Source organism: Candidatus Karelsulcia muelleri (assembly GCF_028673255.1).
Classification (GTDB): domain Bacteria; phylum Bacteroidota; class Bacteroidia; order Flavobacteriales; family Blattabacteriaceae; genus Karelsulcia; species Karelsulcia muelleri_D.
Genome location: NZ_CP110504.1, coordinates 124,138 through 146,627, shown reverse-complemented (window position 1 = coordinate 146,627; position 22,490 = coordinate 124,138). Strand labels below are relative to the sequence as shown.

Annotated in this window: 18 protein-coding genes, 3 tRNA genes and 3 rRNA genes; 16 read left to right on the top strand and 8 right to left on the bottom strand. The window is 28.4% G+C overall.

Going from position 1 to position 22,490, the window contains the following annotated elements; all coding sequences use genetic code 11:
• The first annotated feature begins 43 nt into the window (after positions 1–43).
• The 10 genes from ONB78_RS00840 (at position 44) to ONB78_RS00795 (ending at position 10,982) form a co-directional block, all read left to right on the top strand.
• Positions 44–1,591: ribosomal RNA gene (locus ONB78_RS00840) — 16S ribosomal RNA — on the top strand.
• Positions 1,592–1,617: 26 nt separating this feature from the next.
• A tRNA-Ile gene (locus ONB78_RS00835) sits at positions 1,618–1,691 on the top strand.
• A gap of 116 nt (positions 1,692–1,807) precedes the next feature.
• A 23S ribosomal RNA gene (locus ONB78_RS00830) occupies positions 1,808–4,680 on the top strand.
• Between the two features lie 55 nt (positions 4,681–4,735).
• Positions 4,736–4,844: ribosomal RNA gene (gene rrf, locus ONB78_RS00825) — 5S ribosomal RNA — on the top strand.
• Together the 16S, 23S and 5S rRNA genes with 1 tRNA gene alongside form the textbook arrangement of a ribosomal RNA operon.
• 148 nt (positions 4,845–4,992) lie before the next feature.
• On the top strand, positions 4,993–6,081 hold the full coding sequence (gene dnaX, locus ONB78_RS00820) for a DNA polymerase III subunit gamma/tau (protein WP_274095971.1): 1,089 nt from the start codon (positions 4,993–4,995) through the stop codon (positions 6,079–6,081).
• A 52-nt stretch (positions 6,082–6,133) separates the two neighbouring features.
• Entirely contained in the window at positions 6,134–6,796 is a 663-nt protein-coding gene (locus ONB78_RS00815) for a ClpP family protease (protein ID WP_274095970.1), read from the top strand.
• 12 nt (positions 6,797–6,808) lie between these two features.
• Positions 6,809–7,999: an ATP-dependent Clp protease ATP-binding subunit ClpX gene (gene clpX, locus ONB78_RS00810; RefSeq protein WP_274095969.1), complete on the top strand. Its 1,191-nt coding sequence runs from the start codon at positions 6,809–6,811 to the stop codon at positions 7,997–7,999.
• Positions 8,000–8,053: 54 nt separating this feature from the next.
• Positions 8,054–10,630, top strand: a complete 2,577-nt coding sequence (mutS, locus tag ONB78_RS00805) for a DNA mismatch repair protein MutS (protein WP_274095968.1) — start codon at positions 8,054–8,056, stop codon at positions 10,628–10,630.
• 174 nt (positions 10,631–10,804) lie between these two features.
• Positions 10,805–10,878 (top strand) — tRNA-Gly (locus ONB78_RS00800).
• Positions 10,879–10,895: 17 nt separating this feature from the next.
• Positions 10,896–10,982: transfer RNA gene (locus ONB78_RS00795), tRNA-Leu, on the top strand.
• Between the two features lie 20 nt (positions 10,983–11,002).
• Here the strand turns inward: ONB78_RS00795 and ONB78_RS00790 are convergent.
• Genes ONB78_RS00790 through rplM form a run of 4 tightly spaced genes read right to left on the bottom strand, consistent with a single transcriptional unit; the run spans position 11,003 to position 13,163 of the window.
• Positions 11,003–11,647: a translation elongation factor Ts gene (locus tag ONB78_RS00790; protein ID WP_274095966.1), complete on the bottom strand. Its 645-nt coding sequence runs from the start codon at positions 11,645–11,647 to the stop codon at positions 11,003–11,005.
• Position 11,648: 1 nt separating this feature from the next.
• Positions 11,649–12,428 carry a 30S ribosomal protein S2 gene (gene rpsB / locus ONB78_RS00785; RefSeq protein WP_337992634.1) on the bottom strand — a complete coding sequence of 260 codons (780 nt, stop codon included), beginning with the start codon at positions 12,426–12,428 and terminating at the stop codon, positions 11,649–11,651.
• A complete protein-coding gene (rpsI, locus tag ONB78_RS00780) occupies positions 12,382–12,744 on the bottom strand; it encodes a 30S ribosomal protein S9 (RefSeq protein ID WP_158380290.1) in 363 nt (120 codons plus the stop codon). The genes rpsB and rpsI overlap by 47 nt, the downstream gene beginning before the upstream one ends.
• A complete protein-coding gene (gene rplM / locus ONB78_RS00775) occupies positions 12,744–13,163 on the bottom strand; it encodes a 50S ribosomal protein L13 (RefSeq protein ID WP_274095964.1) in 420 nt (139 codons plus the stop codon). The genes rpsI and rplM overlap by 1 nt, the downstream gene beginning before the upstream one ends.
• An 84-nt stretch (positions 13,164–13,247) precedes the next feature.
• On the opposite strand from rplM, the gene dnaK reads away from it, so the two are divergent.
• The 4 genes from dnaK to rplT all read left to right on the top strand — a co-directional run bounded on the left by dnaK (position 13,248) and on the right by rplT (position 16,371).
• Positions 13,248–15,128, top strand: a complete 1,881-nt coding sequence (gene dnaK / locus ONB78_RS00770; RefSeq protein WP_274095962.1) for a molecular chaperone DnaK — start codon at positions 13,248–13,250, stop codon at positions 15,126–15,128.
• Between the two features lie 202 nt (positions 15,129–15,330).
• On the top strand, positions 15,331–15,870 hold the full coding sequence (infC, locus tag ONB78_RS00765; RefSeq protein ID WP_337992638.1) for a translation initiation factor IF-3: 540 nt from the start codon (positions 15,331–15,333) through the stop codon (positions 15,868–15,870).
• Complete coding sequence (gene rpmI, locus ONB78_RS00760) at positions 15,867–16,058, top strand: 50S ribosomal protein L35 (protein WP_158380294.1); 192 nt, start codon at positions 15,867–15,869, stop codon at positions 16,056–16,058. Before infC ends, rpmI begins: the two co-directional genes overlap by 4 nt.
• Before the next feature lies 1 nt (position 16,059).
• Positions 16,060–16,371, top strand: coding sequence for a 50S ribosomal protein L20 (gene rplT, locus ONB78_RS00755; RefSeq protein WP_274095958.1), 312 nt, complete (start codon positions 16,060–16,062; stop codon positions 16,369–16,371).
• Here rplT and def read toward each other — a convergent pair.
• A complete protein-coding gene (gene def, locus ONB78_RS00750; protein WP_274095955.1) occupies positions 16,345–16,836 on the bottom strand; it encodes a peptide deformylase in 492 nt (163 codons plus the stop codon). The two genes, rplT and def, sit on opposite strands and share 27 nt — an antisense overlap.
• Before the next feature lie 57 nt (positions 16,837–16,893).
• Here def and ONB78_RS00745 point away from each other — a divergent pair, with 57 nt between their 5' ends.
• Positions 16,894–17,949, top strand: coding sequence for a branched-chain amino acid aminotransferase (locus ONB78_RS00745; protein ID WP_274095953.1), 1,056 nt, complete (start codon positions 16,894–16,896; stop codon positions 17,947–17,949).
• A gap of 148 nt (positions 17,950–18,097) precedes the next feature.
• Here the strand turns inward: ONB78_RS00745 and mnmA are convergent, their stop codons facing one another.
• The 3 genes from mnmA to ONB78_RS00730 are packed head-to-tail and all read right to left on the bottom strand — an operon-like array spanning position 18,098 to position 20,986.
• Positions 18,098–19,282: a tRNA 2-thiouridine(34) synthase MnmA gene (gene mnmA / locus ONB78_RS00740; protein ID WP_274095951.1), complete on the bottom strand. Its 1,185-nt coding sequence runs from the start codon at positions 19,280–19,282 to the stop codon at positions 18,098–18,100.
• 38 nt (positions 19,283–19,320) lie between these two features.
• A complete protein-coding gene (locus ONB78_RS00735; protein WP_158380299.1) occupies positions 19,321–20,427 on the bottom strand; it encodes a DnaJ C-terminal domain-containing protein in 1,107 nt (368 codons plus the stop codon).
• Positions 20,428–20,437: 10 nt separating this feature from the next.
• Entirely contained in the window at positions 20,438–20,986 is a 549-nt protein-coding gene (locus ONB78_RS00730; protein WP_274095949.1) for a nucleotide exchange factor GrpE, read from the bottom strand.
• A 77-nt stretch (positions 20,987–21,063) separates the two neighbouring features.
• On the opposite strand from ONB78_RS00730, the gene dnaB reads away from it, so the two are divergent.
• Positions 21,064–22,428, top strand: a complete 1,365-nt coding sequence (gene dnaB / locus ONB78_RS00725; RefSeq protein ID WP_274095947.1) for a replicative DNA helicase — start codon at positions 21,064–21,066, stop codon at positions 22,426–22,428.
• The last annotated feature ends 62 nt before the right edge of the window (positions 22,429–22,490 follow it).

Genomic DNA, 22,490 nt, shown 5'->3' with positions numbered 1-22,490 from the left:
CATAACACATGCAAAAATATTTTTTAATTTTTTTTTATTAAAAACTACGAAGAGTTTGATCCTGGCTCAGGATTAACGCTAGCGGCGAACATAACACATGCAAGTCGAGGGGCAGAAAAAAATATAAGGTTACTTCTATTTTTTTTAGACCGGCAAACGGGTGAGTATAACATATGTAACCTTCATCATGCAGAGGAATAGTTTCAGGAAACTTAGAATAATACCTCATAATACAAGTAAAATTGTCTACAATGAAACTTGTCAAAGTTTTAACGGCATGAAATGGGCATATGACTGATTAGCTAGTTGGAGAGGTAACTGCTCACCAAGGCAATGATCAGTAGGGGACCTGAGAGGGTGTACCTCCACATTGGTACTGAGACAAGGACCAAACTTCTACGGGAGGCAGCAGTGAGGAATATTGGTCAATGGAGGAAACTCTGAACCAGTTACGCCGCGTGCAGGATGAATGCCAGAAAGGTTGTAAACTGCTTTTGTATATGACTAAAAAATTCTATTGTTAGAAATAATTGAAGGTAATATACGAATAAGTATCGGCAAACTTCGTGCCAGCAGCAGCGGTAATACGAAGGATACAAGCGTTATCCGGAATTATTGGGTTTAAAGGGTGCGTAGGTTGTTTTTTAAGTCAGTAGTGAAAGCTAACAGCTCAACTGTAAAACTGCTATTGAGACTGTAAAACTCGAGTTAGATAGGAGTAACTGGAATGTGTGGTGTAGCGGTGAAATGCATAGATATCACACAGAACACCAATAGCGAAAGCAGGTTACTAGATCTCAACTGACACTGAGGCACGAAGGCATGGGGAGCAAACAGGATTAGATACCCTGGTAGTCCACGCAGTAAACGATGATCACTAACTGTTGGATATAAGATAGAAATAAAATATTCAGTGGTTAAGCTAAAGTGATAAGTGATCCACCTGAGAAGTACGATCGCAAGATTGAAACTCAAAGGAATTGACGGGGGTCCGCACAATCGGTGGAGCATGTGGTTTAATTCGATGCTACGCGAGGAACCTTACCAAGACTTAAATGTACTACGAATACACTAGAAATAGTTTAGTCTTCGGACGGAGTACAAGGTGCTGCATGGTTGTCGTCAGCTCGTGCCGTGAGGTGTAAGGTTAAGTCCTTTAACGAGCGTAACCCCCATTATTATTTACCAGCGTTAAGCCGGGAACTATAATAAAACTGCCAGCGCAAGCTGTGAGGAAGGTGGGGATGACGTCAAATCATCACGGCCCTAATGTCTTGGGCCACACACGTGCTACAATGGTCGAAACAAAGAGAAGCAAATGGGTAACCATAAGCAAATCTACAAAACCGACCTAAGTTCGGATTGGAGTCTGCAACTCGACTCTATGAAGCTGGAATCGCTAGTAATCGTGCATCAGCCATGGTACGGTGAATACGTTCCCGGGCCTTGTACACACCGCCCGTCAAGCCATGGAAGTTGGAAGTACCTGAAGTCAGTGACGTAAAAGAATCTGCCAAGGGTAAGATCAATGACTGGGGCTAAGTCGTAACAAGGTAGCTGTACCGGAAGGTGCGGCTGGAACATTAAAATTAATGAAAGCTATTAAAAGAATAAAGCAGTCTTATAGCTCAGAAGGTAAGAGCACTACACTGATAATGTAGAGGTCGCTGGTTCAAATCCAGCTGAGACTATTACTGGGGGTTTAGCTCAGGAGGTTAGAGCCACTGCTTTGCACGCAGGAGGTCATCGGTTCGAATCCGATCTCCTCCAATAAAAGAGCAAGCAGCATACATAGTAAGATTTAATTAAATAAGTAATTTAAGGGCATTTGGTGGATGCCTAGGCTCTGAGAGTGGAGGAAGGACGTGAGCAGCAACGAAAAGTTACGGTGATTTGCAAAACAGAAGTAGATCCGTAAATTTCCGAATGGGGAAACCTGCTAATATAAAAATTAGCATCTTGTAAAAGAGCATAGACCTAGTGAACTGAAACATCTTAGTAACTAGAGGAAAAGAAAACAATAGTGATTCCGAAAGTAGTGGTGAGCGAAATTGGAAAAGCCTAAACCATTACTTAAGTAATGGTGTTGTAGTACTAACAGATGTAATTTCATTCTATAGTAGAAGAAGTTGGAAAAATTCACCCAAGAAGGTGAGAGTCCTGTATACGAAATAGAATAAATACCTATTAGGATCCTGAGTAAGACGGATCACGGGAAATTCTGTCTGAATCCGCCAGGACCATCTGGCAAGGCTAAATACTACTCAGAGACCGATAGTGAACAAGTACCGTGAGGGAAAGGTGAAAAGAACTTCTAAAAGAAGAGTGAAATAGATCCTGAAACCATTTGCCTACAAGCGGACGGAGCTGTTAAAGAAACAAGTAACGTCGTGCCTTTTGCATAATGAACCTACGAGTTAATTGTACTGGCAAGGTTAAATGATTTAAATTATGAAGCCGTAGCGAAAGCGAGTATTAAATGTGCATATAGTCAGTATAATTATACGCGAAACCGGGTGATCTACTTATGGGCAGGTTGAAGCTTTGGTAAAACATTGTGGAGGACCGAACCGGTAAACGTTGAAAAGTTTTCGGATGATCTGTGAGTAGGAGTGAAAGGCTAATCAAACTCGGAGATAGCTCGTACTCCTCGAAATGCATTGAGGTGCAGCATTGTGTAAAGTATTACAGAGGTAGAGCGACTGATTAGATGATGGGACTATGTAGTCTACTAATTCTAGACAAACTCCGAATGCTGTAATATGTTTTACAATAGTGAGGGCTTGGGTGATAAGGTCCAGGTCCGAGAGGGAAACAACCCAGACCAAAAGCTAAGGCCCCAAAGTATATGCTAAGTTGAATAAACGTAGTTCAGTAACGTAGATAGCTAGTATGTTGGCTTGGAAGCAGCTATTCATTTAAAGAGTGCGTAACAGCTCACTGGTTTAGTTACTGAGCATGGATAATAATCGGGCATAAGTATATCGCCGAAGCTATGGGATCGCAATGATCGGTAGGGGAGCATTGTAATGACAGTGAAGCTTGTTTTGTAAAATCGAGTGGAGTGATTACAAAAGAAAATGTAGGTATGAGTAACGATAATGCAGGCGAGAAACCTGCACACCGAAAAACTAAGGTTTCCTCAGCAATGTTAATCAACTGAGGGTTAATCGGACCTAAGGCAAAACCGAAAGGTGTAGTCGATGGAAAATCGTTTAATATTACGATGTAGTTTACTATTTACTCAAAGGAGTGAAAAAGCAGTTAAACTGTCGCGTGCTGATGGAAGTGCACGTGAAAGTATTAAGGCTTATGTATATAGGAAAATCCGTATATGTTGCTAAAATAAAAGAGTACCAAGAAATGGATAGAACAGATAAATGCTTTCAAGAAAAACTTCTAGAAATAAATGAAATAGTAAATTTCCGTACCAAAACCGACACAGGTAGTTAGGGAGAGTATCCTAAGGTGCTCGAGTGATTCACGGCTAAGGAACTAGGCAAAATTGACCTGTAACTTCGGGAGAAAGGTTGCCTTCTTTGAAGGTCGCAGTGAAAAGGTCCAGGCGACTGTTTAACAAAAACACAGGGCTCTGCAAAATTGCAAAATGAGGTATAGGGTCTGACACCTGCCCGGTGCTGGAAGGTTAAAGAAGAATGTTAGCAATTAATTGCAAAGCTTTCAACCGAAGCCCCAGTAAACGGCGGCCGTAACTATAACGGTCCTAAGGTAGCGAAATTCCTTGTCGGGTAAGTTCCGACCTGCACGAATGGTGTAACGATCTGGACACTGTCTCTGCCATGAGCTCGGTGAAATTGAAGTATCGGTGAAGATGCCGATTCCTCGCAATGGGACGAAAAGACCCTGTGAACCTTTACTGCAGCTTCGTATTGATTTTGAGTAAGTAATGTGTAGGATAGGTGGGAGACTTGGAAGCATTCTCGCTAGAAAGTGTGGAGTCGACATTGAAATACCACCCTTTATTTCCTTTAAATCTAACTCTTTAGAAAACAAAGAGAACAGTGCGTGGGTGGTAGTTTGACTGGGGTGGTCGCCTCCTAAAAGGTAACGGAGGCTTACAAAGGTACCCTCAACACGTTTGGTAATCGTGCTTAGAGTGCAATGGCATAAGGGTGCTTGACTGTGAGACTGACAAGTCGAGCAGATACGAAAGTAGGGCATAGTGATCCGGTGGTACTGTATGGAAAGGCCATCGCTCAAAGGATAAAAGGTACTCCAGGGATAACAGGCTAGTCTCTCCCAAGAGATCATATCGACGGAGAGGTTCGGCACCTCGATGTCGGCTCGTCACATCCTGGGGCTGAAGAAGGTCCCAAGGGTTAGGCTGTTCGCCTGTTAAAGTGGCACGCGAGCTGGGTTCAGAACGTCGTAAGACAGTTCGGTCTCTATCTATTGTGAGCGTTAGAAGCTTGAATGGATCTAACTCTAGTACGAGAGGACCGAGTCGGACGAACCTATGGTATATCAGTTGTATCGCCAGGTGCAAAGCTGAGTAGCTAAGTTCGGATAAGATAAGCACTGAAAGCATATAAGTGCGAAACTAACCATAAGATTAGGCTTCTTTTAAGGGTCGTTGAAGATTACAACGTTGATAGGCTATAAGTGTAAAGATAGTAATATCAAAGCTGAGTAGTACTAATTACCCATAAGCTTATACGTTAAATTTTCTATTGTATGCTCTGAGATCTTAGTTATAATTTTTGTTTCTAATGCAGTGGGCGATTATAGCAATAATGTTCCACCTCTTACCATTCCGAACAGAGAAGTTAAACTTATTAGCGCCGATGGTACTAGTTTTTCTGGAAGAGTAGGTATCGCCCATTGTTTGAATATTTATTAATTAGCTAGAAATAAAGATTTTAGTATTATATTTACGTGTTTGTATTTTGGTACTTTTTCTTTAGACATCAGAAGTATTTATCTTCCTTATTACGAAGAAAAAAGTTCATGAAGAAAAGATAAAAAAAAAAGATGAGTAAAGCTAGTAAATATCAAATTTCAGCGATTAAATATCGTCCTTTAGATTTTGAGAATGTAATTGGACAAAAACATATAACTGATACTTTAAAACAAGCGATAAGCCAAAAAAAAGTAGCAAAGTCTTTTTTATTTTGTGGTCCTAAAGGAGTTGGTAAAACTACCTGTGCAAGAATTTTAGCTAGAAAACTTAATAATGTTATTGAATTGGATTCAGCATATGAATTGGATGCTGCATCCAATAATTCAGTCGATGATATTAAAGACATTATTAAGAAATTAAATTATTTGCCATTTTGCGGAAAATACAATATTTATATTATTGATGAAGTTCATATGCTCTCACATTCTGCCTTTAATGCTTTTTTAAAAGTTTTAGAAGAACCTCCTTCACATGTTATTTTTATTTTAGCAACTACCGAAAAAAATAAAGTTTTACCTACTGTATTATCACGTTGTCAAATATATGATTTTAAACATATTAATATTAAAAATTTAATGAAAGCTTTAATTAAAATTTGTACGTTGGAAAACGTAGAATACGAAAAGGATGCGTTATTATTAATTGCTGAAAATTCTGAAGGCTCTTTAAGAGATGCTTTATCTTCTTTTGATAGATTAAAGCTTTTTTCTAATAACAAAATATCACGTAAAATTGTTGCAAAGCAATTAGGAATATTAGATATTCAATACTGCTTACAAATTACTGAGTTAATAATTGATAAAAATATAATTGATAAAAATATCTTGAAAACTTTACTTTATTTTGAGAAACTTATAAAAAAAGGGATAAATAGAAATTGTTTTATTAATCATATTGCAGCTCATTTTAGAAATTTATTAGTTCTTAAAAATAATGGAACAATTCAATTCTTTAATTATTCTGAAAAATTTAAAAACAGATTATATGCACAATCCAAGAAAGTATCTTCTAATTTTTTAATTAAAGCTTTAATAATATGTGAAAAAACTGATAACTTTATTCGCAAAAGTTATAATAAGAGATTAACGATCGAAATAACTTTAGTAAAATTAATTGAATTAAACTTTAGTATGCGCAAAGAAGAATATGAAAATTTATAAATAATATATATTTATATGTTTTAAGTCTTAAAACAAATGCGCAAATAAGAATATGAATTATTTGAAAGAATTTCAAAATTATGCAATTCAAAAAAAAGCGATAGATAAGAAAACTCTATGTTATTATTTAAATTCAATGAAAAATTCCATTACACCTTATATAATAGAAGAAAGAAAATTAAATTTTTCTCAAATGGATGTATTTTCACGTCTTTTGATGGATAGAATTATTTTCTTAGGTACTCCAATCGTTGATAAAATTTCTAGTATAATTCAAGCCCAGATTTTATTTTTAGAATCTATAGATAACAAACAAGATATACAGATATATATAAACTCTCCAGGAGGGAATATATCATCAGGATTAAGTATATATGATACGATGCAGATTGTAAAGCCTAAGGTTTCTACTATTTGTACTGGTCTAGCAGCCTCAATGGCGGCTATATTACTATGTGCTGGTTATAAGGGCAAACGTTATATTTTAAAACACTCAAGAGTCATGATACATCAACCGATTGGTTCTGTAAAAGGACAATTGTCAGATCTCGAAATATCTACAAGAGAAATTTTCAAGCTAAAAAAAGAATTATATGAAATTCTTAGCAAACATACTGGACAACAATTTAAAAAGATCGAAAAAGATTCTGATAGGGAATATTGGATGAATTCCAAAGAAGCGAAAGCATATGGTATTATTGATGAAATTTTGTAACTTGTTGGAATTATGTTGAATATAAAATTTAAGACATCTTTAAGATGTTCTTTTTGTAGTGCAAAAAAAAAAGAATTAATTAAAGTCTTCATATTTGATAGTGATTTGGTATGTAATAATTGTATTATAAAAATACTATATATATATAAAATATATATTAATTTTAAGAATGCAAAAAATACTCAACAGCTAATTGTCACACCAAAGAATATTAAATATTATTTAGATAAATATATTATTGGCCAAGAAGAAGCGAAACAAATAGTTTCTGTATCAATTTATAATCATTACAAAAGGCTTATTTTATCTGAAAATAAAATAGAAGTAAATAAAGCTAATATATTGTTAATAGGAAATACAGGTACTGGAAAAACTCTGTTTGCAAAAAGTCTTGCTAGATTTTTAAATCTTCCTTTAGCAATAGTTGATGCTACTTCATTGACTGAAGCTGGATATGTTGGAGATGATGTAGAAAATATATTAACTAAATTGTTGCAAAAAGCTAATTTTGATTTAAACTTAGCTGAAAAAGGTATTATCTTTATAGATGAAATAGATAAAATTTCTAAAAAAAGTATTCATAATACTTCAATAACAAGAGATGTTTCAGGCGAAGGAGTACAACAAGCTTTACTTAAGATTTTAGAAGGATCATATGTGAATATCTCAACACAATTTGGTAGAAAACATCCGGAGAACCCAATGGTATCTATAAATACAAAAGATATACTTTTTCTATCTGGTGGTACATTTGCAGGATTAGATGAAATAGTTTATAACAGATTAAATGTATCAAAAATAGGTTTTAATAAGAAAAGAAAAGACAATAAGAAAGAATTATTTGATTCACTAAAATCAGAAGATTTAATTAATTTTGGTTTTATTCCAGAATTTCTTGGTAGATGGCCTATAATTTGTCAGTTACAAAATTTTACTGAAAAAGAATATAAAGAGATATTATTATCAACCAAAAATTCAATTTTAAAACAATATAAAAATCTTTTAAAATTGGATAAAATAGATTTTTCAATTACTAAAAAAGCTATTGAGTTAATAATTAAAAAAGCGATGAAATTAAATATTGGAGCTAGAGGATTACATTATATCTGTGAGAAAATATTTAATAAATATACTTTTTCTTTCGAATGGTTTAAAAAGAAACAAATTAAAATTACAAAAAAAGCAATACAAAAAATAATTTAAACTGAAGATAAAGATGAAGATAAAAACTCATTTAATTAAAAACTATATAAAAAGATGAAGATAATAACTCCTTTAATTAAACAATATAATGAAATAAAAAAAAAATTCACTAATACAATTATATTATTTAGAGTAGGTGATTTTTACGAAATGTTTGGAACAGATGCTATAAAATGTTCGAAAGTATTAAATATTGTTTTAACTAAACGTAAAAATAAGGGTAATACCAACTCGCATGTGGAATTGGCAGGTTTTCCTCACCATTCTATAAATAATTATTTACCTAAATTAGTTAAAGCAGGATTCAAAATTGCGATTTGTGAGGAACTAGAAAAAAAAAATACAAAAGAGAGAGGACTTTTAAAAAGAGGAGTAACCGAAATTATTACCCCAGGTGTCGTGACTAATAGTGACGTGTTAGATGCTAAAAAAAACAATTTTTTATGTGCAATATTTTATAAAAATTATAAAACCCAACTTGGTATTTCTTTTTTAGATATTTCAACTGGTGAATTCTTAGTGGGAGAAGGTAACCAAAATTACATTAATATAATTCTTAATAAATTTTTACCTAAGGAAATAATTTGTCCACAAAAAAAAGAAAAAGATATTAAATCTATTTTAAATAATAATATTTTAAGTAAAAATATCCATTTACAAGGATTAGAAGATTTTGTTTTTGATTTTGATTCTTCTTATAAATATTTAATCCAACACTTCAAAACTAATTCTTTAAAGGGGTTTAATATACAAAAACTTGGGCTTGGTATATCTTCTGCAGGTGCAATTTGCTCTTATGTCTGTAATATCTGTAATTATAAAATATCCCATATTAATTGTATTAAAAAAATTAGTTTAGAGAACTCTCTTAATATAGATAATTTTTCTTTAGAAAATTTAGAAATCATTTCATCTAAAAATGAAGACGCTTTAACATTATTAAAAGTGTTGGATTTTACCAAGAGTCCAATGGGAGGTAGATTACTAAAGAAATGGCTAATATTTCCTCTTAAAGATATAAACAAAATTCATTATCGACAGAATATATTATATGAATTTTTAAACCAAAAACAAATAATAAAATCTATAAGAAACAAACTAAAAAAAATATCTGATTTAGAAAGATTATCAGCTAAAATAGTGAACTTAAGAGCAAATCCATATGATTTATTATTATTAAAAAAAAGTATAAAGAATATAATAGAAATAAAAAAAATCCTGAGCAGATCAAGTAGTAATATTCTTAAAAACTTGGCAAAAGAAATTATTAATTGTAACAAATTATATAATACAATTGAAAAAGTCTTATATGAAGAAGCACCAAAGAAAATAAATGTAATAAAACCCGGAATATCAAAAGAATTGGACAAATTAAGAACTCTAGTAATTGAGAGAGAACAAACAATATTAAAAATATGTGAGAGAGAAAGAAAACAAACAGGAATAAAAAATATAAAAATAAACTCGAATCATATATTTGGCTATTATATAGAAATTAAAAAACCAACCAAAAAGATCAAGGTGCCCAAACACTGGAAAATACAACAAACATTAGCTAAGGTAGAAAGATATATATCAGAAGAATTAAAAAATCATGAAATAAAAATAAAACTTGCACAAGAATCTATTCTAAAAATAGAAAGTAAAATATTGGAAGATCTAACATGTTTGTTATTAGAAAATGTAAAATATAATCAAAGAAACGCAAAAGTAATAGCAAAAATAGATGTAATGATTTCTCTAGCAATATGTGCTAAACAAAATAATTACATATGTCCTAAAGTTAATAATAGTTTTAATCTTTATATAAAAGATGGGCGTCATCCAGTAATCGAAGCACAAATACATTCGCAAGGTGCTAAAGCAATAACTTATATAGCAAATGATATTTTGTTTAAAAAAAACGAACAACAAATATTTATAATAACTGGTCCAAATATGGCAGGAAAATCAGCTATATTACGCAAAATTGCAATTATTATTATAATGGCTCAAGTAGGGAGTTATATTCCTGCAAGTTATGCAGAAATTGGTATAATAGAAAAAATTTTTATAAGAGTTGGAGCATCAGATAATATTTCAATTGGAGAATCAACATTTATGAATGAAATGAATGAAACAGCTAGCATACTAAATAATATATCTGAAAGAAGTCTTATATTGCTAGATGAAATTGGGAGAGGAACTAGTACTTATGACGGAATTTCGATTGCCTGGGCAATCATAGAATTTTTGCATAATCATCCGAACCAACCATTTGTATTATTTTCTACTCATTATCATGAATTAAATAATATGAAAAATTATTATATTAGAATAAGAAATAGAAGCATATCAGTAAAAAAAATAAATAAGCAAATTATATATACAAGAAAATTATTACCATTTGGGTGCAAAAATAGCTACGGAATTAATGTTGCTAAAATTGCAGGGATACCTAAGACAATAATAGAAAGATCAAAAAAAATTATGACTTGTTTAAAACAAATGAAAAAAATTAATTCGCATATAAAATACAAAATAATTAAAAAAAATATTGAAAACTTAAACATAAATACTCTTACTCTTGCGAGTGCTCAAAGCTTTTTAAAACATATAAAATTTATTTTGAAAAAACAAGAAAATAAATAAACATATTAAAAAATATAGAAATAAATCTCGAGAGAAATAAGATATCTGTAGAGGATTACTTATAAAAAATCCTTTCTTTGTTGTCGGTGGTATAACGTAAATCAATTAATTGTAATATTCTCCAGATGACTTCTGAGCAAACAAGTCTCAAATGCATTTACAATATTTTAGTATGCGAGAATAGCTCAGGTTGGTAGAGCATTACCTTGCCAAGGTAATGGTCGCGGGTTCAAATCCCGTTTCTCGCTGAGTTTTTGCTAATTCAGCCTGGATGGTGAAATTGGTATACACACAGGACTTAAAATCCTGGAGCTTGTAAAAAGCTGTGTGGGTTCAAATCCCACTCTAGGTAAAAGAATTTATTTTCTTAAGTTAAAGAATTTTATATGTTATATGTTTTAAGTTCAAGAATTTTATAATGTTATTTCTAACATATGTGTTAATTTTGTTCTCGTTAGCAACTAATTGCATTGCCAGATATTTTGAGATATATTCAATTCCTGGGAGATAATTTGAAAACCCTATTATCGCAGCTTGATTAAAATTATGATATATATAAAAATTAATAAAAGAGGTTTTTATAAAAACAAAAGTTTTGAACTCAATGTTTTCTTGAATAATACTTTTTGAGAAATAAGTTATTATTTGAAATAAACTCAAATTATTAATTTTATATTTTAGTATTTCAGATTTGTTATTACAAAGACAAGCAACTTCCAAAATAAAAGTAGATAATTTTTGAAACAGATCGTTTTTAGTTACAAAATCAGTTTCTGTAGAAAGAATGATAGCTATAATTTTAGTTTTGGTTTTATTTCTTCTGCATAAAATGAAATTTCTTTTGAATTTGGTTTTTGTTCGTGTTGTTCTCGCTTGCTTATTTGATTTATGAATTAAATAAGAAATTCCTAAATTGATATTTCCTTTTGAAAAAATAATTGCTTGTTTACATTCCATTACAGATGCACTAGTAATTTTTCTTAATTTCTTAATATTTTTTAATATTGTTGGTTGCATATTAATATTGTTGGTTTACTAAAACGTGGGTATTTTTCTTATTACTTAAATATAAATGTACACCACTTTCAATTGCATTAGCTATGTAATACAAAATAAGGTTAATAGACTTTGAATTATCATCATTAGCAGGAATTGGAAAATTCATTTTCTCTGGGTCAGAATTTGTGTCGACTATTCCAACAATTGGAATTCCTAATTTTAAAGCTTCTTTAACTGCCGCTTGTTCTTTATTTATATCAATAATTACTATACAATCTGGAATAAAGTTGAGGTTCCTAACAGAGCCTAAGTTCTTTTTTAACTTTGTATAAAGTCGTGAAATGAGTAATCTTTCTTTTTTAGAAATTAAATTATATAAGCCTGAATATTTATTTTGTTTGATCATATTCATTTTATAAATTGATTCTCGTATTGTCGAAAAATTAGTTAATAAACCTCCAATCCAACGTTCATTAATATAAGGCATATTAATATTGTTGGCATAATAAGCAATTATTTTCTTTGCTTGTTCTTTTGTTCCTACAAATAAAACTATCTTACCTGATGCAGTAATTTTCTTTAAGAATAGGCATGAAGAATATATTTTTTTTTTAGTTTTATAAAGATCTATAATATGTATTCCTTTTTTTTGCATTAATAAATAATGGTTTATTTTAGGGTTCCATTTAGATGTCGAATGACCAAAATGGACACCTGATTTTAAAAACTTAGAAAATTTTAAATTATACATATTATCTTTTTGAAAATTGAAATTTTTTTCTAGCTTTCTTTTTACCATATTTTTTACGTTCTACAACTCGAGAATCACGAGTTAGTAACTTATTTTTTTTTAATATTTTGCGATATGATTTATTAAATTTACATAAACTTCTAGATAGTGCTAACAAAATAGCTTCAGTTTGACTTTTTAAACCACCCCCAGATATAGTAATAGAAATATCAAATTTTCCACGAGTATTGGTTAACTCTAATGGATAAAAAATTATATTTTGAAAATTCATTTTCTTATTAATTAGAAATTTTCCAGTGCCAGGCTTAAGATATAATCTAGCAACTGCTGTTTTTCTACGTCCGACAGCATTATAATTTTTCATTAATTCAAATATTTAATGTTACTAATGTTTTGAAATTTCTGTATATTGTCATTAAATATATATAAATTTTTGATCATTTTTTTTTTTAAAGAATTTTTTGGTAACATCCCGAGCACTGCTTTTCTAATTATGAACTCAGGTTTTTTTTTTATTAAGTCTGAAGCTTTCTTGACCTTTTGACCACCTGGATATCCACTGTAACTAATATATGTTTTATTCTTATTTTTTTTTCCAGTTAAAGTTATAGTTTTTGCGTTAATAATAATAACTTTATCACCACCAAGAAAATTAGGTGAAAAGTTTATTTTATGTTTTCCAATAATTATATGAGCAATAATTGATGCTAAACGTCCTAGACGTTTGTCAAATGCATTAATAAGATACCAATTAATTTCTAGATTTGTTTTTATCATTTTCATATGATCTTCTTTAATATAAAAGAATATTATATATTTTTTATATGATCTTAACTCTTAAAGTTTTATTTCTTAAAAACAAAGAACATGAATAAAATAATAGGTATAGATTTAGGTACTACTAATTCTTGTGTTTCAGTAATTGAAGTAAATGGACCAACTGTTATACAGAATGCAGAAGGTAAACGTACGACACCTTCTATTATAGCTTTTACAGAAGGAGGAGAAATTAAAGTAGGTGATCCAGCTAAACGCCAAGCAGTAACTAATCCTAAAAATACAATATTTTCTATTAAACGTTTTATGGGAAGAAAATATTCTGAAGTAATTGACGAATTAAAATATGTACCTTACAAAATAGTTAAAGGTGAAAACGATACTCCAAGAGTAAAAATCGTAAATAAATTATATTCTCCACAAGAAATTTCTGCAATGGTACTTCAAAAAATGAAAAAAACTGCAGAAGACTACTTAGGATATAAAGTGACAAAAGCAGTAGTTACAGTTCCTGCCTATTTTAATGATTCTCAACGTCAAGCAACTAAAGAAGCTGGTGAAATTGCTGGTTTAGAAGTAGAAAGAATTATTAATGAACCAACAGCAGCTGCATTAGCTTATGGTTTAGATAAAAACAATCAAAATAAAAAAATAGTAGTTTATGATTTAGGAGGAGGAACTTTTGATATTTCAATTTTGGAATTAGGAGATGGAGTATTTGAAGTATTATCCACAAATGGAGACACTCATTTAGGAGGTGATGACTTTGATAAAATTCTTATGAATTGGTTAATAAAAGAATTTAAAGAGGAGCAAGGAATTAATCTAGCTGATGATGCTATTGCTTATCAAAGATTAAAAGAATCTGCAGAAAAAGCAAAAATTGAACTCTCTTCTACTACTAAAACAGAAATTAATTTACCTTATATAACTGCTACTCCAACAGGACCAAAACATTTAGTAAAAACATTAACAAGAGCAAAATTTGAAAAATTATCTGAGCCTTTAATTAAAAGATCTATTAATCCTTGTAAAGATGCATTAACAGCAGCTGATTTAAATGCAAAAGATATAGATGAAGTTCTTTTAGTAGGTGGCTCAACTAGAATACCCAAAATTCAAGAAGAAGTAGAAAAATTCTTTAAAAGAATTCCATCAAAAGGAGTTAATCCAGATGAAGTAGTAGCTATTGGCGCAGCTATTCAAGGAGGAGTATTAGGTGGGGATGTAAAAGATGTTTTGTTATTAGATGTTACGCCATTATCTTTAGGAATCGAAACATTAGGAGGTGTTTTTACCAAATTGATACAGTCTAACACCACGATACCAACTAGAAAATCAGAGATATTTTCGACAGCGACTGCTAACCAATCTGCTGTAACTGTTAGAGTTGGACAAGGAGAAAGACCTTTGTTTAATGATAATAAAGAAATTGGTCGATTTGATTTAGTTGACATTCCACCAGCACCAAGAGGAGTTCCTCAAATAGAAGTAATTTTCGATCTTGATGCTAATGGTATTTTAAATGTTTCTGCTAAAGATAAAGGAACTGGTAGAGAACAAACAATTAGAATTCAAGCTTCCTCTGGCTTAGGTAAAGAAGAGATAGAAAGAATGAAAAAAGAAGCAGAAAAAAATTATGAAAAAGATGAAAAGATAAAAAAAGAAATAGAAAAAATTAATACTGCTGATACACTAATTTTTAGTTCTGAAAAATACATGAAAGAATATGGAAAGAAATTAACCAAAAATAAAATTAAAATAATTGAAGGTTATTTATTAAAATTAAAAGAAGCAATCAATCTAAAACAAATGTTAGATATAGATACTTACATAGAAAAAATTAATAATTTTTGGGCTACATCACAAGAAATTTTTAATAAGAACCAAACCAATAATCAATCTAATAAAAGAGATAAGAAAGATGTTGATTCGCAAGTACAAGATGTTGATTATGAAGAAGTAAAATAAATAAAAGAATATGTTTTACTTAGGAATAAAGTTTTAGATTTTGTACAATAAAAAGCATAATCTATTTCTTTAAATTTACTTAATGAAAAGAAAAACAAACAATTAAATAATTAAATTTTATGAATTTACAATTTACAAGCTTCAGAAGGAATTCTTTAAAAGAAAAGAATTAAAAGAAAAAGATTAATATTAAAAGAAAAGAATTAAAAGAAAAAACATAGAATCTTTTAAGAAGAAATACAAAAATTATAAAATTAATTCAGAGATAAAATCTAAAAAAGTTAGATTAGTTGGAGAAAAAATTGAGTCAAAAGTTTATACACTAAAAAAGGCATTAAAAATAGCTAAAAAACTTGCTTTAGATTTAGTAGAAATTAATCCAAAAGCTACAATTTGTAAAGTAATGAATTTTAAAAAATTTTTATATAAGTTAAAGAAAAAAAAACTAAAAAAAAATTTAAGATTGACTAAAGAAATTAGATTAACTTCTTATACTAATTCTCATGATTTATCTTTTAAAATAGAACATGCAAAAAAATTTTTAATATTAAAAAATAAGGTTAAATTTTCTATTTTTTTCAAAGGAAGAAGTATCATTTCTAAAGATTTAGGAGAAAAAATGTTATTAAAATGTATTGACTTACTTAGTACTTTCATTAAAGTAGAACTACCTCCAAGAATGGATGGAAAAAAAATGTTTATTGTTTTAAGTCCGAAACAAAATACACTTAAAAAGACATGAAATTAAAAAGAAAATCTAGTTATAAAAAAAGATTTAAAATAACTAGTAATGGTTTTATAAAGAGAAAAAAGGCTTTTAAAAATCATATATTAACTAAAAAATCAAAAAAAAGAAAAAGAAGATTGTCAAATTTTTCTATAATAAAAAATTCTATTAAAAGATCGATAAAAAAAAATTTATTCTTATAAAATGCCAAGATCTGTAAATGTGGTTGCAGCTAAAAAAAGAAGAAAACAAATTTTAAATAAAGCGAAGGGATTTTATGGGGCAAGAAGGAAATTATATACTGTAGCAAAAAATGCGGTAGAAAAAGCATTATATTGTTCTTATATTGGAAGAAAACAAAAAAAACGTAACTTTAGAAAATTATGGATTATACGAATAAATGCTGCTGTAAGAAAATTTGGTTTCAATTATTCTAAATTTGTTAATATTTTAAAAAACAATAATATTAAATTAAATAGAAAAACTATATCAACTATTCTTAGTGATGAAAATTGAAGAATGAAATTTGTATAAGTAATCTAAAAAAAGTATTCCATTTAAATGATCAAATTCATGTAAAATTACTCTTGCTAAAAAACCTTTTGAGCGTACTTTATGTTTATACCAATTGATGTCAACATATTCAATGAAAATATTTTCCTTTCTTTTAATTTGTTCAAAAACTTTAGGTATACTTAAACATCCTTCAGTATACTCTTTGTCAAAACAATGAGTAATTACTATGCTGGGATTTAAAATGATTATTTTTCTTGAATCAAAACAATTAACTAGAAATAATCTTATAGTTAATCCTATTTGTGTAGCTGCTAAACCTACTCCTTTATGTTTGAGCAATAGATAAAACATTTTTATAATTATATCTTTCAAGTTATTTTTATCTTTCAAGTTATTTTGTTTGTTTATCTTTTTGCATTTTTTATGCAAAATTGGGTCTCCATACTTAATCAAAGTTATAATCATTTTTATTATCTTATATTTTTTCTTACATATTAGATATTTTAAAACCTAATAGAATCTATGCTAATTGAAAAAGGAAAAATATCTAGAATAAAAAATATTAATTGGGATGTTGAAATTCCTTTTGGCAAATATTATACTGATCATATGCTTTTTTGCGAGTATAGAAATGATCTTTGGAAAGAACCCCAAATTCAAACATTTGGTAATTTTATATTTTTTCCAAATACTTTAGTTTTTCATTATGGACAAGCTATTTTTGAAGGAATGAAAGCTTTCAAAGATAGAAAAAATAATATGTTTTTATTTAGGCCATTAGAACATTTTAAAAGATTCAATATTTCAGCAAAACGTTTAGCAATGCCAGTTATTCCAAAAAAAATTTTTGTAGAAGGATTAATAAATTTATTAAAATTGGATACTAAATGGATAGTTCCTAAATATGGTTATTCATTATATATAAGACCTTTTATGATTGCAACAGATGGTACTCTTACTGCAAAACCAAGTTTAAATTATCTTTTTTTTATTTTTTGTACTTCTGTAAATAAGTATTATTCAAGACCATTAAAAGTAAAAATAGAACTCAAATATAGTAGATCTTATAATGGTGGTATTGGTTTTATTAAAGCTGCTGGTAACTATGCAGCTTCTTTTTTTCCAACTAAAAAAGCTCAATTAGAAGGTTTCGATCAAATATTATGGACTGATTCTGCTACACATTCAATTATTGAAGAATCAGGAACGATGAATGTGTTTTTTTATATTCAAAATACTCTTATTACGGCACCAGCAGACGAGAAGATACTAAATGGAATTTCTCGTAGAAGTATTATTGAATTTTCAAAAAAAAACAATATTAATGTTATAGAAAAATATTTAACTATAGATGAATTAAAATATTATTTGAAAAAAAAAGAAGTTGCAGAAATTTTTGGTACTGGTACAGCTGTAGTAATAAATCATTTTGAAAAAATAAATTTAAAGAATAAAAATTATTTATTACCTATTTTAAAAAAAGAGGAGAGGATTTCTTATTTCTTGAAAAAAAATCTGTTAGATATTCAATATAATTTAAATAAAGATCCATATCACTGGAGATTTCCAATACAATAATACAAGTTATTAATGGACAATACAAAATGTAATTAAGAATATGTGTGAAGATATGACCAAATTAATAAACCAATAAGATAATAAGTAAATAAATTTTTTAGTTATTTTTACTATTAGCTATAAGAAGTAAGAAACTAATAATTATAAATTAATCATACAGGCAAGAACCTATTAATTCATTTTTAAAATACAATACAATATACTGACCTTCAGTCATGGCTCTTTGAGGTAATTTAAAACAGATATAAATCCCATTATTAATACAATATAACGTAGCTCTTTGTAATTTTTGTTGAGATCGTATTTTTGCTTTTATTTTAAAAGGTTTCTTCTCTTTAATAATTTTATTATAATTTTTATTTAACCAAGTTATGTGTTTGTTTTTTATAAAAAATACTGATTTAAATAATCCAGGATGTTTTTTGCCTTTACCTACATATAAAATATTATGCTTTAAGTCTTTATCTAGAACAAAAAGAGGGTGATTAAATCCACCAAGTTGAATTCCTTTTCTTTGGCCTTTAGTAAAAAAAGCAACTCCTTCGTGAAATCCAATTTTGTTTCCATCTTTGGGTTTGTATTTGATTTTTTCTGCTAATTCTGCTAAAATATTAATTTTGTTTTTTAATGATAATTTATCTATTTTGTTTTTATAAATATTACATTCTGGGTTTATTAATATTATTGTTCCTATCTTTTTAGTAATTGTTTTTTTTAGTATTGAAGAAAAGTTTTGTTTTCCTAAAAAACAAATTCCTTGAGAATCTTTTCTTTTAGCATTTACTAATTTAGCAGATTTTGCAATTGTTCTAACTTGTTTCTTTTTTATATTTCCAAGTGGAAATAACGATTTTTTTATTTGATATTGATTTAAGCAACATAAGAAGTATGATTGATCTTTCTTATGATCTAAGGCAGTTAAAAGTTTATATGCATGATTGAATCTGCCTGAAATTTTTTTTTTACGTACATAATGTCCTGTTGCAATATAATCTGCTTTTAATATTGCAGATTTTTTCAGAAATAAATTAAATTTTATTTTTTTATTACATAGAATATCCGGATTAGGAGTTTTGCCTTTTAAATAATTATTTATTGTATGATCATAAATTATTTTTTTATAATAGTTTGTTATATCTATAATATAAAATGGTATCCCAAGTTTTTGAGATACCATTAATGCCGTTAGACTTTCCTCTTCCCAATCACAGTTTTTATCCAAAAAGGTGTTTTTCAAATATATACCGATTACTTCATAACCTTTTGTTTTTAATATTAATGCGGCTACACTGGAATCTACTCCTCCTGATAACCCAACTATTACTCTTTTCATACTGAAAGCTTTATATGGTAGAAAAAATGTATTCGTTATTATGTTGTTTTTTTATGTTTCCTAGATTTGGGTGCAAAATTAGGATCATTTTTAAGATTTTGAAAAAATAATTTATGTTCTTTACTAATTTTTTTAGGAACCCAAATATTAATATTTATAAATAAGTCTCCTCTATCTCCTATACCAAAAAAGTTCATTTTAGGTAACCCTTTTCCTTTTAATCTTAATATTTTACCACATTGACAACCAGGTGAGATTTTAATTAGAACTTTTCCATTTAAAGTTGTAATATATTCAGATGTTCCTAATATCGCTTGTGGAATTGAGATATATAAATCATAAAACAAATTCTCGCAGTTTCTTTTGAAGTTTTTATTAGGTATTTCTTCTACTAAGACGATTATATCACCTGTTTTTCCAATACCAAAAGGTGCATCATTACCTTTACCTAAAAATTTAATTTGCATTTTATTTTGAATGCCTGCTGGAATTTTAATATTAATCAGTTCTTCTACTTGTTTTAACCCTTGATTATTTACACCTCTAGGTATTCTCAGAATTAATTTTCCTAAACCAAAACATTGGGTACAGTTTATTGTAGTTTGTAGTTGTCCTAAGAAGGTATTAGAAACTTTGTGAATATAACCAGTTCCATTACATAAATTACAAATTTTAAATTTTACATCTTTAGAAAATTTCATACGTTTAACTTTGATTTTCTTTATTATTCCATTGTTAATTTCATTTAATTCTAACCTAATTTTAATTCTTAAATTTTCTCCTTTTTTTTTTGTTGTTTCTACAAAATCTGAATCTGTAAAGCCATCGGCAAATCCACCTAATTTCTCGTTAAATATATCTCCAAAACTACTAAATATGTCTTCTACATTTAGATCACTATTTTGATTATAAAATTCATTATAATTTTCAGGTCCATATTGATCATATTGTCTGCGCTTATTTTTATCACTTAATATACTGTATGCTTCTGCAGCTTCTTTGAATTTTGCTTCTGCTTCTTTTTTATTTTTTATATTACGATCAGGATGATATTTTAAAGCTAATTTTCTGTATGCTCTTTTTATTTCATCCGAATTAGCATTTCTATCTATCCCAAGAATTTTATAATAATCTTTCTTACTCATTTCTTTTTTTTTAATTACCTACTAGAACTTTAGAAAACTTAAGAATTTGATTTTTTAACTTATAACCTGACTCTATTACAAATAGAATTTTTCCTTTTAATTTTTTATCTTTAGTTTTTTGTATAGAAATAGCTTCATGAACATCAGTATTAAATTTGTCTCCTTTTTTAGTTGGTATTTTTTTGAGTCCCTCTTTTTTTAAAAGATTAAAAAATTTTGTTTTAATGATTTTTATTCCTTGATAAAAGTTGTTTTTATCTTTAAAACTTCTATTAAAATCTTCTCCAAAACTTAACAAATCCAATAATAAATTGCAATTTGCTTTTTCTATTACTAATTTTCTTTCTTTTTCTTTACGTTTTTTATAATTTTCTATTTCAGCTAGAGTTTTAATTAAGAAATTTAGTTGTCTTCTTTTATAAGAATTAAATTGAATAAATAATTTCATTATTTTTTTTTTTACTTTTAAGTTTTTTGTTTCATAGAATTTTATCAAGTCTAAATATATATTTTTAATTCTTGTCATTTTAATAATTGTTTTTATTGTTTCTTTTTTCATTATTTAAATAAAAATAGTATTTAAAATAGTATTTACTATATATTCTTTTTTTTTAAAAACAAATAATATTTTAAGCAATGAAAGAATTACTTAAGAAAAAAGAAGCAAATCCAAAAGCATTAAATTTAGAAGAAGCAGTTATTGGTGGAATATTAATAGATCCTAATTGCTTGGAGGATATTATTGATATAATAGAGCCAGAAATTTTTTATAAACTTAAAAATAAGGAAATAATAAAAGTTATAAGAACATTATATAATAATTCAGAACCAATAGATATTTATACTGTTTCTAATGAATTAAAGAAAATAGGTAAATTTAATGTTGTAGGTGGAGACTTGTATTTAACTAAATTAACAAACAATAGAATTTCCTCAGCGAATATAGAATATCATAGTAAAATAATAAAAAATAAATTTATATTAAGACAATTAATTGAAACTTCATACGAAATAATAAAGCTATCTCAAGAAGAGAAAAGCGACGTATTAGATTTATTGAATTACGCAGAAATGAAATTATTTAAAATAAATAATAAAACGAACCTCAAAGATACTACTAAAAGTATTAATTCATTAATAAAAACAACTATTAATAATTTAAAAACTAATGTTAAAAATTTAAATGGTATTCCATCTGGATTCAGAGATCTTGATAAAATAACTTGTGGATGGCAAAATTCAGAATTAATAATTTTTGCAGCAAGACCTGGAATGGGAAAAACATCATTTGCTCTTTCTATGGCCAGAAACATAGTTGTCAATTTTAAAATTCCTATATTAATATTTTCTTTGGAAATGTCAGCAACTCAATTAGTTACTAGATTAATTTCAGCAGAAACTGGAATTCCATCAGAACGCTTAAAATATTCTGATTTATCTAAATTAGAATGGAAATTAGTTAATAGTAAAATTAAAAGCTTATCTGAAGCACCATTATATATTGATGACACTCATTATCTTTCAATATTTGATTTACGTTGTAAATGTAGAAGAGAAATATCTAAGAATAAAATTAAATTAATTATAATCGATTACTTGCAATTAATGACTTCTGGTAAGTTGGAAACTTTACCAAATTTACCAAGAGAACAAGAAGTATCTTTTATATCTAGAAATTTAAAAGCCATTTCCAAAGAGTTTAATTTACCGATTATAGCTTTATCACAATTATCTAGAGCAGTAGAAACAAGAGGAGGACGTAAGAGACCTATACTCTCTGACTTACGTGAATCAGGTGCTTTAGAGCAAGATGCAGATATTGTTACATTCATTTATCGTCCAGAATATTATGGTTTTACTAATTGGGACAATGGAGAAAATGAATCGTGTAAAGGTGAGGCTGAACTAATAATAGCTAAAAATAGAAATGGTAGAATAGATAATGTAAGAATAAAATTTGTTAATGAAAATGTTAATTTTTCAAATTTAAACTTAGAATAGCACTTAATTGTTCTTTAGAATTAGAACTAAAGCTAATATTATGAGAATACCTTAAAAAAGAA